This window comes from Pseudomonas sp. 3HC3 (assembly GCF_044904505.1).
GTDB classification, from domain to species: Bacteria; Pseudomonadota; Gammaproteobacteria; order Pseudomonadales; family Pseudomonadaceae; genus Aquipseudomonas; species Aquipseudomonas putida_Y.
The window spans coordinates 17,011-34,286 of sequence record NZ_JADDRH010000030.1 but is presented as its reverse complement, the minus strand read 5'-3'; the positions used below and the strand labels follow the sequence as shown (position 1 = coordinate 34,286).

15 protein-coding genes are annotated in these 17,276 nt (G+C 55.3%); 12 read left to right on the top strand and 3 right to left on the bottom strand.

What is annotated here, in order from left to right:
- Positions 1-470 precede the first annotated feature (470 nt).
- On the bottom strand, positions 471-1,172 hold the full coding sequence (pyrF, locus tag INQ47_RS24720; RefSeq protein ID WP_186678047.1) for an orotidine-5'-phosphate decarboxylase: 702 nt from the start codon (positions 1,170-1,172) through the stop codon (positions 471-473).
- Between the two features lie 183 nt (positions 1,173-1,355).
- Between pyrF and INQ47_RS24715 the strand changes: the two genes are divergently transcribed.
- A complete protein-coding gene (locus tag INQ47_RS24715; protein WP_230064505.1) occupies positions 1,356-1,523 on the top strand; it encodes a DUF2897 family protein in 168 nt (55 codons plus the stop codon).
- 91 nt (positions 1,524-1,614) lie between these two features.
- On the opposite strand, the gene INQ47_RS24710 is transcribed toward INQ47_RS24715, so the two are convergent.
- Positions 1,615-1,950: a helix-hairpin-helix domain-containing protein gene (locus INQ47_RS24710; RefSeq protein WP_019752969.1), complete on the bottom strand. Its 336-nt coding sequence runs from the start codon at positions 1,948-1,950 to the stop codon at positions 1,615-1,617.
- A 431-nt stretch (positions 1,951-2,381) separates the two neighbouring features.
- Between INQ47_RS24710 and wecB the strand changes: the two genes are divergently transcribed.
- Both wecB and INQ47_RS24700 read left to right on the top strand, forming a co-directional pair.
- Positions 2,382-3,524, top strand: coding sequence for a non-hydrolyzing UDP-N-acetylglucosamine 2-epimerase (wecB, locus tag INQ47_RS24705; RefSeq protein WP_404702823.1), 1,143 nt, complete (start codon positions 2,382-2,384; stop codon positions 3,522-3,524).
- Between the two features lie 569 nt (positions 3,525-4,093).
- A complete protein-coding gene (locus tag INQ47_RS24700) occupies positions 4,094-4,369 on the top strand; it encodes a DUF3077 domain-containing protein (protein WP_252458423.1) in 276 nt (91 codons plus the stop codon).
- Positions 4,370-4,571: 202 nt separating this feature from the next.
- On the opposite strand, the gene INQ47_RS24695 is transcribed toward INQ47_RS24700, so the two are convergent.
- Positions 4,572-5,375, bottom strand: a complete 804-nt coding sequence (locus tag INQ47_RS24695; protein ID WP_404702824.1) for a hypothetical protein — start codon at positions 5,373-5,375, stop codon at positions 4,572-4,574.
- Between the two features lie 889 nt (positions 5,376-6,264).
- On the opposite strand from INQ47_RS24695, the gene INQ47_RS24690 reads away from it, so the two are divergent.
- The 9 genes from INQ47_RS24690 to INQ47_RS24650 all read left to right on the top strand — a co-directional run bounded on the left by INQ47_RS24690 (position 6,265) and on the right by INQ47_RS24650 (position 17,257).
- Positions 6,265-7,056: an ABC transporter permease gene (locus INQ47_RS24690; protein ID WP_179052354.1), complete on the top strand. Its 792-nt coding sequence runs from the start codon at positions 6,265-6,267 to the stop codon at positions 7,054-7,056.
- Between the two features lie 13 nt (positions 7,057-7,069).
- On the top strand, positions 7,070-7,723 hold the full coding sequence (locus INQ47_RS24685) for an ABC transporter ATP-binding protein (RefSeq protein WP_047605250.1): 654 nt from the start codon (positions 7,070-7,072) through the stop codon (positions 7,721-7,723).
- 52 nt (positions 7,724-7,775) lie between these two features.
- Entirely contained in the window at positions 7,776-8,882 is a 1,107-nt protein-coding gene (locus INQ47_RS24680) for an ABC transporter permease (protein ID WP_252458421.1), read from the top strand.
- A complete protein-coding gene (locus tag INQ47_RS24675) occupies positions 8,875-9,963 on the top strand; it encodes a polysaccharide biosynthesis/export family protein (protein WP_392518980.1) in 1,089 nt (362 codons plus the stop codon). The genes INQ47_RS24680 and INQ47_RS24675 overlap by 8 nt, the downstream gene beginning before the upstream one ends.
- Positions 9,964-10,460: 497 nt before the next feature.
- Positions 10,461-12,122, top strand: a complete 1,662-nt coding sequence (locus tag INQ47_RS24670; RefSeq protein WP_404702822.1) for a glycosyltransferase — start codon at positions 10,461-10,463, stop codon at positions 12,120-12,122.
- A 294-nt stretch (positions 12,123-12,416) separates the two neighbouring features.
- Positions 12,417-13,355: a CatB-related O-acetyltransferase gene (locus INQ47_RS24665; RefSeq protein WP_252458418.1), complete on the top strand. Its 939-nt coding sequence runs from the start codon at positions 12,417-12,419 to the stop codon at positions 13,353-13,355.
- Positions 13,356-13,456: 101 nt separating this feature from the next.
- Positions 13,457-13,852, top strand: coding sequence for a pantoate--beta-alanine ligase (locus INQ47_RS24660; RefSeq protein WP_108191494.1), 396 nt, complete (start codon positions 13,457-13,459; stop codon positions 13,850-13,852).
- On the top strand, positions 13,845-14,978 hold the full coding sequence (locus INQ47_RS24655) for a CDP-glycerol glycerophosphotransferase family protein (RefSeq protein ID WP_108191493.1): 1,134 nt from the start codon (positions 13,845-13,847) through the stop codon (positions 14,976-14,978). The genes INQ47_RS24660 and INQ47_RS24655 overlap by 8 nt, the downstream gene beginning before the upstream one ends.
- Complete coding sequence (locus tag INQ47_RS24650) at positions 14,978-17,257, top strand: tetratricopeptide repeat protein (protein ID WP_252458417.1); 2,280 nt, start codon at positions 14,978-14,980, stop codon at positions 17,255-17,257. Before INQ47_RS24655 ends, INQ47_RS24650 begins: the two co-directional genes overlap by 1 nt.
- The last annotated feature ends 19 nt before the right edge of the window (positions 17,258-17,276 follow it).

Sequence of the window (17,276 nt, the reverse complement as noted above, 5' to 3'; positions counted from 1 at the left end):
TTCGCGGTGACACACATCGGTGGCTGGGCACAGCCCGTCGTAGGAGCGGGTTCACCCGCGAAAGGGCCAGGCCTGCCGGCCAATTTCCAACAGCCGCCCACCGTTGCCGCCGCCACCGTATTCGCGGTGACACACATCGGTGGCTGGGCACAGCCCGTCGTAGGAGCGGGTTCACCCGCGAAAGGGCCAGGCCTGCCGGCCAATTTCCAACAGCCGCCCACCGTTGCCGCCGCCACCGTATTCGCGGGGACACACATCGGTGGCTGGGCACAGCCCGTCGTAGGAGCGGGTTCACCCGCGAAAGGGCCGGGCCTGCCGGCCAATTTCCACCGGCCGTTCACCGTTGCCGCCGCTACCGTATTCGCGGGTAAACCCGCTCCTACACACGGATCTGGGGTGCAGCCACATCAGGGGTTCGACACAGGCATCGGTGGTTCGGCACAGGCCCTTGCTGGACAGCCGCAGGTTAATTACCCGCGGATCTCCGCCACCACCGCTGCCAACGCTTGCGCAGGGTCTGCCGCCTGGCTGATCGGCCGGCCGATCACCAGGTAATCCGAACCTGCATCCAGTGCCTGACGCGGGGTGAGGATACGGCGTTGATCATCCTGCGCGCTGCCCGCTGGGCGAATGCCCGGGGTCACCAATTGCAGCGACGGGTGCGCCGCCTTCAGTGCCGGGGCCTCGAGCGCCGAGCACACCAAACCGTCCATCCCCGCTTTTTCCGCCAGTGCCGCCAAACGCAGCACCTGCTCTTGGGGGTCGATATCCAGGCCAATGCCGGCCAGGTCTTCACGCTCCATGCTGGTCAGCACGGTCACACCAATCAGCAGCGGCTGCGGGCCGCTGCGCTTGGCCAGCTCTTCACGGCAGGCCGCCATCATGCGCAGGCCACCGGAGCAATGCACGTTGACCATCCACACGCCCATCTCGGCCGCAGCCTTTACCGCCATGGCGGTGGTGTTGGGAATGTCATGGAACTTGAGGTCCAGGAACACTTCGAAGCCCTTGTCACACAGGGTTTCGACAATGCCCGAAGCGCTGCTGGTGAACAGCTCCTTGCCAACCTTCACCCGGCACAGCGCAGGGTCAAGCTGGTCAGCCAGCTTCAGGGCGGCCTCACGGGTAGGGAAATCCAGGGCGACGATCAGGGGCGTCTGGCAGGCGGACATGGGCAGGGTCTCTTGGCAAGTCGAAATCGGCGCGCATTGTAAACGAAGTGACGCAGGCTTGGGGGCCCGCAGGTCACGGAATTGGCCCAGCACGGCCTGGCGCCTATAATTGAACCAACGGAACGGGCAATTGCTCAAAATTCATGTAACCGTTGCCCATGACCCGACTTGAGGAGAACGACAATGCCCTGGTATGCCTGGCTGATACTCATCATAGCCCTCGGCTCGATTGTCGGCGGGTTGATGATGTTGCGCGACACGGCCAAAAAACTGCCGCTGACCGAAGAGCAACTGCGCAAGGTACATGAGCGCAATGCCGAAGCGGATGCCAAGGACGCAGAAGACCGTTAAAACACCCAGCCCTTCAGGCGCTGCGCCTGTGGAAGCCCCCATTCCCGGCACATAAAGGCCGGGCCAGGGCATCACCCCGGCCCCTGCCCGCTTACTCCACCATCACCTTGTCCCGGTTGCGCTCCAGCAACGCATTGCCTATCCCCTTTATCTCCAGCAGCTCATCCACCGAAGCAAACGGCCCATTGGCCTCGCGGTAGGCCACGATAGCCTCCGCCTTGGCCTTGCCAATGCCATTCAGCTCCTTTTGCAGGGTGAGTGCATCCGCCGTATTCAAGTCCAGCCTCGGCGCCTGCTGTGCCTGAGCCTGGGCCACCACCGGCACCGGTTCGGCCACTGCCATGGTGCTGGCCGGGGCGGCGCTAAGGGAGAACGACAAACTGGCGAACAGCGGCAGCAGCAGGTACGACAGAACGTTATTGCGCATGGTCAACACTCCTTGGGTTGGTCATTTTCCAGCAACCGCTTTCCTTCGGCTGCGCAACCAACCCTAGCGGGTAACCCGGCCGCACAATACCCAACCACCCCGGCGAATGGTTACCGAATCGGTCAGCAAAACGTTCAACTTCGCCCACCCACCAACCGTCGCCGTTTCCTCCCCGTTCGGCCCCGGCCCTGAATGCACAAGCCCCTGGCCCTGTGCCTGTAGCCATATCCCCGTTTGTCCGATAGCCGCTGCCCACCCATGCCCGGCCATTGCCCTACAACGCCCGCCGAACAAGGCTCACCCGGTAAACGGCCCTCCCCCAGTCGGTAAGCATCCCCCCCGGCAAACTGGCACGCCATTGCCCGCCTGCTAGATTTCTTGAGCAATGGACACCGGCCTGCTTCAAGGACCCGAGCAAGAGGATCACTGCCGTGCCCCTCAAGACCCTGACTGTTTTCGGTACCCGCCCAGAAGCCATCAAGATGGCCCCGCTAGCCCTGCAACTGGCGCAGGACAACCGCTTCGAAGCCCGCGTGTGCGCCACCGGCCAGCACCGGCAAATGCTCGACCAGGTGCTGGAGCTGTTCGGTATCAGCCCCGATTACGACTTGAACATCATGAAAGCCGGCCAGGACCTGACCGGTGTGACCACTGCCATCTTGCAAGGCATCCGACCGGTGCTGGCCGCGTTCAAGCCCGACGTGGTGCTGGTGCATGGCGACACCGCCACCACCTTTGCCACCAGCCTGGCGGCTTACTACCAGCAAATCCCCATTGCCCATGTAGAGGCCGGCCTGCGCACCAACAACCTGTATTCACCCTGGCCCGAAGAAGGCAACCGGCGCCTGACCGGGGCCCTTGCCGCGCTACACTTTGCGCCCACCCCCACCTCGCGCGACAACCTGTTGCGCGAAGGCACCGACCCGGCGCACATCTTCACCACCGGCAACACCGTGATCGACGCCTTGCTGGAGGTGGAGCAAAAGCTGCAAAACCCCGCGCTGAAGGCTCGTTTCGCCAGCCAGTTCAGCTACCTGGCAACCGAACGCCGGCTGTTGCTGGTCACCGGCCACCGGCGCGAGAACTTTGGTGGCGGCTTCGAGCGCATCTGCCAGGCCCTGGTGCAGACTGCGCGGCAATTCCCCGAGTTGGACGTGGTATACCCGGTACACCTCAACCCCAACGTGCGCGAGCCGGTCAACCGGCTGTTGGGGGATGTGAACAACATCCACCTTGTCGAACCGCTGGATTACCTGCCGTTCGTTTACCTCATGACCCGGGCCTATGTGATTCTGACCGACTCGGGTGGCATTCAGGAGGAAGCGCCGGCCCTGGGCAAACCGGTGCTGGTGATGCGCGACACAACCGAGCGGCCAGAAGCCGTAGCGGCAGGTACGGTGAAGCTGGTGGGCACCGAAGTGGCATCGATTGTGCGGGCGTTGAGTACCTTGCTGACCGATGAGGCGGCGTATCGCGAAATGAGCTTTGCCCATAACCCCTATGGCGATGGCCAGGCCTGCGCGCGCATACGCGAAGCCCTGGCCACCTGGAAAACCCCACACCGCTCAATGTAGGAGCGGGTTCACCCGCGAATACGGTAGCCGCAGCCCCGCTACCCCCCCCCCCAGTAAAAACTGGCCAGCAGCCCCACCCCGACCTGAGCCTCCCCCGCTCGGCGTAGGAGCGGGTTCACCCGCGAATACGGTAGCCGCAGCACCGCTGAACACCCAGTAAAAACTGGCCAGCAGCCCCCCTTCCGCGTGTAAACCCACCCCAACAACGGTCAAAAATGACGGCGAAGAGATTTGCCTTGGGATGCACATTCCGCACGTCAGACTTTCCTGAAACCCTGCCCCACCCCTTCAGCTCGGACAACCAAGCGAACTATCCTACACACCAGTCAGAAGCAGCTGAATTGTCGGGGAAATGCCTCAGGGATAACGTCACCGGGTCGCCATGTTGGTGACCGGGTGTGAGAACCTGATGCGAGTTACCTGGCTTGCCTGTCATGGCAGTCGTACGCGGGCAGACTTCGGTCTGGCCGAGCTTTGTAGCTCCCTCGGTTTCTCACCCCGTGTACGACTGCCGCCCTGGTCCGTGAGAAAGATCTGCGTGGCAGTTCCACCTATCAGGAGCAACTACCATGAAAAACCACAACCAATCCCCCCTCCTCACCGCAGGCATCGAAACCTTCCTCGAAGCCGGCAACCCCACCCTGAACCTGCTCCGCGTCCAACCCGGCGTCCCCATCGATGACGCCTATGAACACGTCTCCGTCCTGCTGGGCTACTGCAAGCACTTGGTACGCGAAGGCGACATGGAAGATGACCACAAGATGCTGGGCGCAGCGGATTACCTGCTGGCCACCGCAAAAGCCCTGATGAACGACATCGAGATTGCGAAGAACAGGCATGCCTGAAGGGTATGACGCGAGACCGGGCGAGGCTATGCCTCGCTTGCAGTCAGATGGAATGGGCAATATCAGGCCAGACGTGCCGAGGGGAGCCCCCTATATTGAGCAAGCCCACACTGTGGGAGCGGGCGTGCCCGCGAACACCGGCGCAGCCGGTGCCACCCACAACAATCCCGCAAACAATCAAAACCCCTTCCAGCCCCGCCCCTCAAATCAACGTTCGCGGATAAACACTGATAAACGCCGAAATGGCAATCGCATCCCCATCATCCACCTTCACCCGCGGGCTCTGCGTCGAGCGTTTGATATCCGAAGCAAAATCAGCGGCCTTGAACGCCTGCTCAAGCTCGTCACCGCCCACCCCGGCATAAACGACCACCTGGGTACCGGTATTGTGCTTTTGCAGGGGCAACTGCTTGATCTGAACCTGCACACCCGCCTTGGTCAGCGCAACGGCAATTTCCTTGGCAAAGCGCACAGCTTCCTTGTCATCTTTATGGATATTCAGCAACACCACCGGTACCAGCGTTTTAGCCTTCAGCTCGCCCGCCAATGCCTTGAATGCATCATGCGCCTGCGGCGTCAGCGTTCTGGGCTTCAGCCTGGCTTCCAACTTCAACCGCTCGGCCCTCTCGCGCTCCAGTTCGGCCCTGAGCGCGTCGTTCTGCTCAATGAGTTGCTCGATCTCCAGCCTGGCCTGCACGTCCGACTCCTGGACGACAGTAACCGCCTGCGCACCCCGCGAAACGGGCACGTCGGCATGCTGGTTTTTTACATCCGAGGTCATATGGGCAATGATCATCGCACTGGCGGCGATCAGCGCAGCGATTACCGCAGTGGCAGAGGCTATGGCATGGATAAGGCTGGCTGCGTCTGCTGAAATATCAGGCATAAACAACTTCTTGAAGTTAGGGATGTTCATCGTTTCACGGTCAGGCAGGCGTGCCGGGCAGATGCCACGGTACGGGTATAAGTCAAGCCAGAAGGCTAGCGAGGCCTGGCAGAGTGCCATAATTTTGCGGGTTTTGCTGCTAAGACATGGGGTTCGCGGCCAGTGTCGCAGGTTATCCCGCGTTTGATACTTCCCCTCGGGAATGGATAACCTGACCTTAGGGCCAGGGTTTCGCATTCAAGGCATGGGCGGTGCAGGGGTGAGTAGGATCGTTCAAACAACAATCTCGATTAAAAGCCACAAGCATGCGGGCCCGCATCACCAGCCCAACCCCAACCAGCGCTCTTCCAGCTTATGATCACCTGCCGCCTTTGCCTGTTTTTTTCTTTTTTCGCCTCTGCATCAAAGGCGCCTGGGTGATCGCAAATGCGTGCACCCCACCCATCGCCAAACTCTTTGGCGCAACGACCAGCAGCAATACGGCAACGACCTATTACGCTGCGACTCGTCGTCAACGTTGCGCTTGATTTAATTCCAGCAAAGCCGGGCGATGCGTGCGGCTTCGGCCGGTTGTCAGAATTGCACATACAGCCCCAACGCATCGCGAACACGAAAAACATCCCTATTACGGCTGATATACGAATGACCAAGACGAAGGCGTAACCTGAAAACATCTGAAACTGTCCTTGCCTAACTGCACTAACCTCCAACCTCTATAGCGTTGAGCTCGAGCGAGATCATCTGCCAAGGTTGCTGCAGGCACACTCAAGCCAGAATCGGTTGCAGGAGTCGAGGCGCATTGTCCAGCATGTGATCGACGAACGGCAGCAAGCCTTCACAGAGATTCGGCCCAGCTCGCTTGACGCTTATGCCCTCTGACGCTTAATCTTCCGCCCCTTAGAACAGGGAAGTATTCGGAAGACTCCGCTCGCAGTCGCAACAGCGCTCCTTTCCTGAAGATGAATTCCGGCGTGCCACAGGCGCGCTGCTTTGCTTTGCGGTTGCCACTTTGAAGCCTCGTTCCCCGCTGCAGATTCAGAAATCGGTCATCTTCGCCCTAGTCCTGCGCGAGGCCCGTGCGCGGGTTGGAAAAAGTCGCCTGGGCGCGCTCTGGATGCTGCTTGAGCCCATCGTTCACCTGCTGGTGTTCTCCCTTCTGTTTGCAATGCTACGTGGCCGCACCCTCTCCGGCGTCGAGTACCCGGTGTTCATCCTGGTCGGCATGGCCCCCTTCCTGCTCTATCGAAATACCGCCCTCCGGCTCATGGATAGCCTAAGGGAAAACCGCTCCTTGTTTGGCTACAAGCAAATCAAGCCTCTGGACACCTACCTGGCCCGCGTCATTGTCGAAACCTGCATCGCCGCCACGGTATACGCCATCTTGGTCTTCGGCTTTGCCTGGTATGGCTTCGACATGTCCATTCACAGCCCTCTTGAGTGGGTCGCGACCCTGCTGCTGGGCCTGCTATTCGCCTTTAGCCTGGGCATGCTCCTTGCCCTGATAACCCACGCCCTTCCCAGCGTGAAAATCGTCATTCGCATGGCCTTTTTCCCACTCTACTTCATCTCGGGCGTACTGCTTCCAGCCTCTTACCTGCCGCAGGCAATGATGCCAGTGCTGCTGCTCAACCCATTCCTGCACATTCTCGAACTGATCCGTGCAGAAGTACTGCCCCATTACACCCCGGTCGACGGTGTATCCGAGACCTACGTCATCAGCTTTACCCTGGTATTGCTGTTCCTGTCGCTGGGCGCCTACCGCGCTCGCAGGATGCACCTGATTTCCACCAAGAACGGTTAAGTACAGGCCAAACGTGTTCGAGCTCAGAAACGTCACCAAGTCGTACCTCACGCCGAATGGCCGCCGATACGTCTTTCGCAACCTGTCGCTGGCAATCCCGCCAGGCAAGAACATTGGCTTGATCGGCCGCAATGGCGCCGGCAAGTCCACGCTCATGCGCCTGCTTGGCGGCGCAGACGTTCCCGACTCCGGCACAATCATTACCGACCGCAGCATTTCATGGCCGGTCGGTTTGACAGGCGGCTTTCAGGGCAGCATGACCGGTCGCGACAACATCAAGTTCGTCTGCCGAGTCTATGGCGCTACGGGCGAAGCCATGCGCGAGAAGATCCGCTACGTGCAGGAATTCGCAGAGATCGGTGACTGGATCGACGAGCCAATAAAGACCTACTCCTCCGGCATGCGCTCTCGCGTAGCGTTTGGTTTGAGCATGGCCTTCGACTTCGACTACTACCTGATCGACGAAGTGATGTCGGTGGGCGATGCACAGTTCAAGCGCAAGTGCGCCGAAGTGTTCAAAGACAAGCTGCAGAAATCCAACGTCGTACTGGTCTCTCACTCCATGCCCGAGATCGAGAAGCTATGCGATGTGGTGCTGCTGGTTCGTAACGGCGGCATCCAGGTGTATGACGACGTTGCCGAAGGCATCAAGGCCTACAACAGCTGATCAACTTACTCCAATTACGCAGCACCGTTCGACTTCAAGGATGCATCCAACTATGAGCAGCACAGGTAACAAGAAGGGCTGGCGCCTGGCGATAGCCATGGTGGTCTTGCCAATGATCCTGGCAAGCGTCTATTACGGCGTATTTGCCATAGACCGCTTCGTCAGCTCCGCCCAAGTGGTGGTACGCCAGGATGGCGGTAATCAGGGCGCTCAGATGCCCGGCCTTGCAACCTTACTGACCAGCGCCAACCCGGCATCGCGAGAAGAAACCCTGTACCTGCGCGAATACATCACGTCGACGGACATGATGCTTCTGCTTGAGGACCGCCTGCACTGGGTAGAGCAGTACGCAGCCCAACGTCGCGACGTATTCTTCTGGCTCAACAAGGACGCAGCTCGCGAAGACCTGCTGAAGTACTACCAGCGTATGGTTTCGGCCCACTACGACGAAACGACCGGCCTGCTGCGCGTCGAAGTCCAGGCGTTCACACCGGAACTGTCCGAGAAAATGCTGCGCGTCATCCTTCAGGCAAGCGAGCACTTCGTCAACGAAGTCAGCCACAGAATTGCCCGCGAGCAAATGAAGTTCGCCCAAGGCGAACTGGAAACCGCGCGCATCAACTACGCCACACGCAAAACCCAGCTTCTGAACTTCCAGAATGAGAACAAGGTACTGGACGGTGGCAACAGCGCACAAAGCCGCGCCACAATCATCGCCGACCTTGAGAGCCAGTACACCAAAGAGCAAGCAGCCCTCACCGAGATGTCGTTCAAGCTGCGCGGTGATGCCCCGCAAATCCGTCAGCAAAAGCAGAAAGTCGAAGCGATCACCCAGCAGTTGGCCAAAGAAAAACGCCTGCTGGTATCGTCCCCTAACGGCTCGCAGCTGAACGTGGTTGCATCGCGCTTCCAGCAACTGACACTTGATGCCGGCATTGCTGAAGAAACGTATAAAGCCTCTGTGGCCGCACTGGACAATGCACGCGTCGAAGCCAGCAAGAAAATTCGCACCCTGGTGACCGTAGTTAGCCCCAACACCCCCCAATTAGCACTGTATCCGGAGCGTTGGTACAACCTGGCAACCATTTTGCTGGGCCTGCTGATGCTTTATGGCATCACCCGATTCATTCTGGCTTCGATCGAGGATCATCGTGATTAAATCCCTTGCTGTCTCTCGCACCTTCAACCTGAAGCTGGCAGCACTCGCCCTGGCAACCTTGGGCCTCGCCGGCTGCAGCGGCACACTGTCCGGCGCTGGGCCGTACAAGGGTGCGATCGAGGCCAAAACCGACGCTTACAACCTGGTCGACATCAACGCCAAAACCATCGCCCCTTACATGCACGAGGCTCAACAGCCCGCATTGGCCACGGTGATTAAACCTGTGTCGCCAGAAGTTCGCCTGATGCAGGGCGACGTGCTCAATGTGCTGATCGCCGATACCGCACCCGAGGGCTCCGCACTGTTTGCCCCGCTTGCTACCGGCGGCACTCAACTGAAGACGCGCATCGATGCTCAAGGCATGCTCTCGCTGCCTTACGTGGGCCGCCAATTTGTTGCAGGCATGACCCTGAACCAGGTTGAAAACCTTATCCGCCGACAACTCAAGGGCATCACCACCGACGTGCAAACCCACGTTGAACTGGTAGGCGACCTGTCGGGCTCGGTACTGGTGGCTGGCGCAGTAAAGACGCCAGGCCGTTTCAGCACTCTGCAAGGGCCACTCACCCTGCTTGACGCCATCAACCAGGCAGGCGGCCCCGTCATGGAACCGCACCTGGTTAACGTCACCGTACGCAATGGCACCCAGGTACAACAGCTTAACTATGAGAACGTGCTGGCCGGCAACAACATGGTGCTGCGCCCTAACTCGGAGGTTGTGGTTGACCGCGCCCGTCAGCGCTTTGTTGCCATGGGCGCCGTCAGCGAGCCAGGCCTGAAAGACCTGCCAAGCCAGAACACCACCTTGCTGGATGCACTGGGTAGCGTCGGCGGCCTGCGCGAGCAGAATGCCAACCCTGAAGGTGTATTCGTGTTCCGCATGAACGAAGGCTCGACTGCAAAGCCGACCGTACTTCGCCTGAACATGCGTGATCCTGCTGCAATCTTCTATGCCAAGCAAATTGCCATCAAACCTGACGACACCATTTATGTAACTAATGCTGCCGTGTACGAGTGGCAAAAAATCATCACACCGATTGTCCAGACCATGGTCCTGGGCCGCGCCGCTGGGGTTCAATAATATGTGCGACTCTCCCTGCCGTACGGCAGGGAGACCCCTGCCACCCATCGCAAGGAAGGATCACCACCCAAAGCGCTACCCCCCCCTTTCTTTCACTCCGCTTGAATTCTCAGCCCCGAACCACCCGAGAAAAGCTACGAACGCAGAAACATTTCAGTCACGAAAGTACTGTACAAGTAACCCCAAGCAACCCCTGCAAAGAAAGTGATAACGAGCCCTTATCATTTAACCAGGAGGAAGATATGGGAGTCATTGTATATAACACCCTGCTAATCGCCGCCTGTTCTGCAACTTTCCTACTTCTAGCATCCGCGGTCGGATGGGCACTGCACCTCCCTCAGCAAGACGAAGCCTGAGCTCCTTAACATCACGCGACCTTGCAATCAGCGCGGCTTTCAAGACTAAATTCACACTAGGCCATTTCTAGCTTTCATGTAACAATACCCCTTCTTAAGGCGTGAACGGATGCGGCCGAGAATTCAATAGGGGGCGAGACATTGAAGCAAATCATTTCGGTACTGTACGGCCTGGGAGAACAAGCAGGCGGTGTAACACGGGTCTCCTTGACCCGAACTGAAGCTCTGGCAAGCCCAGAAACTCATTCCAAGATGGCCCTCCTCTCTTATGACGACAACCTTGAAACAACTTTCGAGAACCTTGTCGCACAAGGGCGCATCTCCAGCGAAATCAGTATTGTAAATATTTACAAATGGTTCGCAGAAAAAAATGAACTTGCACGGAAGCTGCGAAAGAACCCGACCAGCAGCACACTTGAACATGTGAAGGTCAAGGTCCGTCGACGTGCCGAGCACATAAATCAATTAGACGTTAAAGTGGTACGCTATTTCACGGACGATGAGACGCTGTTTCTTGAAGAATACTATAAAGGCAACGGCGAATTTGCAATGGCGGCGCTTTTTCAATCTAAAGCCCCCACACTGAAATTCAATTCTTTGAGGACATTTCAAGCCTACTGGCTGAATGAAATCAGCAAGAGCTACGAAACAACCCACTTGATCGCAGATGCGATTCACGCGGCCGAAACGATATGCATGGTTGATACCAAAGGAGCACATAAAGTGCTCATGATGCACAGCAACCACCTGATGAAGCCCTACACCCCAGGGTCCGAAGTTGCCGCCAAATATCATGGCGTCATCAAAAGCATCCCCAATGCCGATCGACTGGTACTATTAACCCACGCCCAACTTTCCGATCTGACCGAGCAATTCCCTTGCGATAGATACCGAGCCATTGGCAATCCTATTAATGTAGCCGAAAGCCAGAGCGAGGTTATTCGCGAGAAGAATCTTGCCGTAATTGTCGCACGGCTACATTCGATCAAGCGCATCAAGAACATGATCAAGGCCTTTACGAAAGTTGTAGAGACCCTGCCTGATGCACGACTTGAAATCTGGGGATCTGGCGAACAGAAAGATGAGCTTCAAGCTGAAATTGATAAGCTGAATGCTAACACCTCAATCAAGCTAATGGGCTTCGCCACTGACGTGTCAGGCATCTTCCGACGCGCAAGCGTCAGCTTGGCTATGTCCGCCACAGAAGGCTTTGGAGTAAGCTTTGCCGAATCGCTTGCCTACGGGACACCACTGGTATCGATAGACACCAACTATGGCCCTAAAGAAATTATTACAAATGGCGTAGACGGCTTTATCGTAAAAACTGAAAAAGAGTTCATTGAAAAAACCTGCCTACTGCTGAGCAATCATGAGCTGTCGATCAACATGGGCAAGGCCGGCATTATCAACATGGAACGCTTCCATGCAGAAACCATCACGCAGCGCTGGGTAGAGCTTTTCGAGGAGATCGAAAATAATCCTCACACTCCCACCCTAGCCGCCACTGCCGCCACTGCCACATTGATCAATACTGCTGCAAGCAAATTCGGCTGGATCTACCTCCCAAAAACAGAAGACCCGACAACAATTGATAAATATAAGACAGCCAAGTCTGTAGTTATCAGACAGGTGCTGGATTCGAAAAAGTTCCTCGGCGAGCCCACCGACCTGCGCGAAGGCATGCATGAGGTCGACGAGATGATGCTCGACGAACCAAAGGGCCTTTATCGCTTCCGAGCAATGAAACATGGCACAGCGTACAAAGGCATCATAGCCGCCGAGTCCGTGGAGTTTGCAATCTAACCGGGATTGTTTTGGCCTGCTTCGGACAACCAGGCAGGCCAAACAGCCTACTTATTGGCGCCATTAATTTATCGTGTGATATCAATATGATGTCACTTTCTGACCTCTCGTTCAGTGCCGTCCTCGAGAAAATCAAAAATCTCCCACAAAAAAATAATTCGCGGCCACTTGACGGATTGACATAATACTGACACACACGTAGAATTCCTGCGCTTATTAGCTGCGCGCACTAATCGAAAGCTGCTTTTAGAGCGCAATAATGGAAGCGCAATACTCTGGAGAGGGTAAGGAAACTTGGACGCAAAATTAGTAGCAGACTCAGCAAACGTAGCGGAAGATTCGCAGTTGGGTCAACCGGTTAAAATTTATGATAACGCTGTTATAGAGACAAAAGCCAAGATTGGCAAGTATTCTGTAATCTCCAGCGATAGCATCATCGGCGCAAATAGCGTTGTCGGGAACTATTGCACCATTGGCGCCAACACCAAAATTTCGGTGGACATCGCGGCGCCGCAGAGCTTTTTCAGTACACACTCTTTCCAGTACAGCTCCGAGCACTTCAAGGATGTGAAGAACTATCCGAAGATAAATGCTTCTCCAGAGCCCCCCGCACCTACGGTTATTGGTAATGACGTGTGGATCGGCGCCAACGCATCAATCTGCAAGGGCGTTACAGTGGGCACCGGTGCAATTATTGCTAGTAATTCATTCGTTGCTGAAGACGTTCCAGCCTATGCTGAAGTTAGTGGCAACCCAGCGAAAGTCGTTCGCTATCGCTTCGATGATGAGACCATCGGCCAATTCCTGAACAGTGGATGGTGGGAGCTTGAGCCTAAAGACATGTCTGGCTTGGACTTCCAAAATCCGCTGGATTCACTTGAGCGCATCAACTCTTTGAAATTGCATTTGAAACTTAAAAATCGCAATTCCTTGGCAGGCAAACTCAAGAACTCGGTCAGCGGCACGAACTCGGGCATCATCTGGTTCTCGACCCCATACGCCTATGCAGACATGGATGCCCTAGACGGCGTCAATGCAATTGAAGTGATTTCGCACGAGCCAGGCGCCGAGCCAAATGCCAAAGTGCTGAGCGCGGGCGTTTACCCACTTGCCAAGTCGACTTACGATCCTAAGCGCGGCTGGTATCGCCTCGATATCACTAGCGACGGTTCACTATTCAAAGGCAAGATTGCAAAAAACAAGCTTACCTTCCAATTGGTAACTATCAATTAACGGTACTGCCTGTCGGTCTTTAGATCACAAACATACCCGTGGCGATAAATTGTCATGTGTAAATAAATTTTGGCTCTACCATATTCACTAAAGGGATATTTATGAGAACCGTCATCACCTTTGGCACCTTCGACGTGCTCCACATTGGCCATGTTAAAATCCTTCAGCGCGCACGAGCCCATGGTGATCGACTGGTTGTCGGTATCTCCTCAGATGCACTGAACTTCTCGAAAAAGCAACGCTACCCTGTTTATCCAGAGGCAGAACGTCGCGACATTATTGCCGCTCTGTCCTGCGTGGACGAAGTATTTATAGAAGAGTCTCTTGAACTCAAAGGTGAGTACATCAAAGAGTTCGGTGCCGACGCCCTGATTATGGGGAATGACTGGGAAGGTCGTTTCGACGAATTCAAGTCCCTCTGTGAAGTTATTTACCTTCCTCGTACCGAAGGCATCTCCACTACACAGCTGATTGCCGAGATCAAGAAGTATGGCTGAACTTCCGAGGATTGGGTTTGTTGGCTGGAACCCCTTCCAGTTCCTCCACATCAAGAAACTTGCAAGCACCTTTCCAGGTGCCTGCTTCGTTATTGAGAAACGTCAAGATTTTATTTCTGAATTCAGCGATGAAATCCTCAATGACCCAGACACGCCGATAATGGTCTGGGACAGGGCTCAGATGCCAACGCTTGATGGCGTGTTTGACATCATTGTATGTCAGACACCTTTCTCCCGTATTGAAACCATTGAAAAATCTAAGATTGCAATGATTCAGTACGGATACGCTAAAGAGCCGCATAACTACGGTCCTTGGCGTGCGCTGGCCGATCTTTGCATGACGTACGGACCTTACGCCTCGGAGCGCATCGCACATTTCAGCCCTACAGCATCGGTCGGTAATCCTCGATACGATGACTGGCACCGCCCCGAGTTTCATATCGCAGCAAAGGCCAAGCATGCGGACAAGATTAATCCGGCCCGCAAAACTGTGCTTTATCTTCCGACCTGGGGTGAACTGTCCAGCGTTGACCGTTATCTGACCGCTATTTACGAGCTCTCAGTTGACTACAACGTACTGCTGAAAATGCACCATAACACTGAGCTGCTGGAAGGCGACCGTAAAAGTAAAATGGACCTCGACTCCATTTTTCACTTTGGTGCCAATGACGACCTGCTGGAGTTGATAGCACTTGCAGACATCGTAATTTCCGATTACAGCGGTGCCATTTTTGACGCCATGTATTGCCAGAAACCCATTGCCCTGCTCCAAAATGACCTAGCAGAGCAAATGGGTGGCCGAAAAATCGACGAGTATAGCCTTGAGTACGCTCGACGGGACGAGCTGGGCCTGACCATTGACTCGCCCGAAGCCCTGGCCCCCGGAATTGCAGAGTTGGCATCCGAACCAGGCAAGCACATCGAGAAGTATGACCAACTTCGCAACCTGCTTTTTGTCGATACTGATAACTCTCTAAGCCTGGCACACAATGCGCTGGTCGATCTCTGGAAAGGCAAGTACACACTAAGCCAACCGCAGGCTTATGTACGTAAAGAGGTCAAGGAACATTACACAACCAAGCGTCAACTGGCGATAGCCAAGAAAAAGCTGAGCGAAGCTAAATAATGTCATCTCTCAAGCAACATTTACTCGTCAAATCGATATTTTTGCTTTCAAAATTTGGGGCTCATCGCGCCAGTTTAGCGTACACGGATAAATTGCTGCGCTCCGAGACCTCTCTGAGCCAGTTGCGAAAAGCGTTGGATTCCGCCTACGCCAACGGGGATCATGACGCCGCCCTGAAGATCTCCGAATATGCCGTTCAGCATTATCCAAGCAATTCGTTCGGCTATATCGAGAAAGCTAAAATCCAGGCCGAACAAGGTGCTGTCGACGCCGCCATACAAACACTTAACCTTGCGCCATCTTGCGCACCAGTTAATGATGCGTTATCCAAACTACGATTTGGCGAAGTAGCCCCCAAAAAAACGGTCTCGCCAAAAGCCAAGGCCAAAACAAAGCCGAAAGCCAAGCCCAAAGCGGCTTCTCCTGCGGCTCCAAGCGCGCTTGAAGTTTCATTACTCAAAGCAGGCTCCGACACTTCCGCTCTTGAGCTGATTGCTCAACAAGCTCGCCAGGCGATTATGGACAACCCTGGCAATGCTACCAACTACGGGGTCTTGACAAGGGTTCACAGCCAACTCAAAGAGCATGAAAAGCTCATTGTAGCCATTAATTCATTCCCGGAAGAGATAGCCTCAAGACTGCACTATAGACTCATGCTCGCACGCGCCTATCAATTATCGCGAGATCAAGAGTCAGCATATGAGGTATTGATAAAGGCACAAGTCGCCCACCCCTCTGAGCGCAAGCTTTTGATGCGCATCAGCGACATGCTGAAAGATGATGCGAAAGTCGCTCGGGCCTACTCATACCTGTGCGCGAGCCAAGCCTTGTACCCAACTTACGGAACAGTAAAACGGCTGTCGTTCGAAATCGATAACTTCCTATTCGATGCTGCCCGCAATACACTTGGCAGCATTCTTGAGTTTCCACGCGAAGTTGTCATGAAGTTTATGCCGATGATCAACCGTGCTACGCCATTCTTTCCTGAAATGCGTGAGCAGATTCAGGCTGCACGTGGTAATGCCCGTCAGTTGCTGGCAGCAGAAAAGGGCCGGAAGGGTATAAATCCTGATGATCAGCTCAAGGTCGCCATTAAATGCCGGTGGCTACACGAGGCGCAACAGATTATCAACCGCAATAAAGGCGGCGCCCAACCTGTATCAGAGGAAAACCAACTCTGGCTCGACACTGTAATTCGCAACCTTGGCCCCGCGCAGGCGCTGGTAGAGATTGCTTCGAGCAATGAGTCATCAGCAAGCCTCCATGGCTTGTATCAAGGCTCGATTATTAACATCAATAGCCGCTCAGTTGATGTTTCGAAAGTTGTCGAGATTTTCATCCCGACGGTCTTTTTTGCCGCACCAGGCGAGGAGAAGCCAAGCTACGCTACGGTTCGTGAATTCTTGATGAATGTCTTCAAATACCTGCTAGGCCGTAAAGACTTAGTGCTCGTGCCAAGACATCAATGGAACTGGCGTAACTGCGACCCTAGCATTCCGGGTTCGCGTGTAGTGAGCTACCATACCAATGCGCCTTACAATGTCAATCATCTACATATTCAAGAAGTGCCTCTGGCAGGCCGATGCAGCATCGATTACCAAGGCTTTGCCGGCTACTCATCCCTTGCCGCTGAGCATGAGCAGATTCGCGTAGCGAATAAGACTATCTCGGTTGATGCACTGGAAGAGAATGAACAGCACCTGCACGAAACGTACGTGACCAATAACGTTTCAAAGTATTCGCAGACGCAGGACCGTGTACAGTTTGATGATGACTACGTGTTTGTGGCCCTGCAAATCCCCACCGATACGGTAGCAGCACTGGCTGAGATCTCCGGTGTCGACTTGGTCAGAACAGTGGCAGAACACTTTGCTGGCACTGATACCAAGGTACGGGTCAAACGCCACCCTTACTGCAACAGCATGAGCGTCCAAAGAACCCTCAAGGAACTCTCTGAGCGGGGTATCATTGAACTTTCCGACGCCTCAGTGCACGACCTTATTTCCGGTGCCAAGTCCGTATTTACGGTCAACTCCGGGGTTGGTCTTGAAGCGCTACTGCACGGGCGACCAGTGGTGATCACCGGTGAAGCCGATTATGCCTATGCAGTTGCAGCACACGCGCGCACGATCGATGAACTGAAAGCGTGCCTGCACGAAGAGCTAACGTTTGACAAAGGTCGAACCCAAGAGCTCCTGCACTATTATGTCAATTCTTACTCCATGGCGGCCAATGATGCATCCGCCATTCATCGCAAGCTCGAAACCTGGCTGCGCTGAACCCATAATTTAAGAGTGA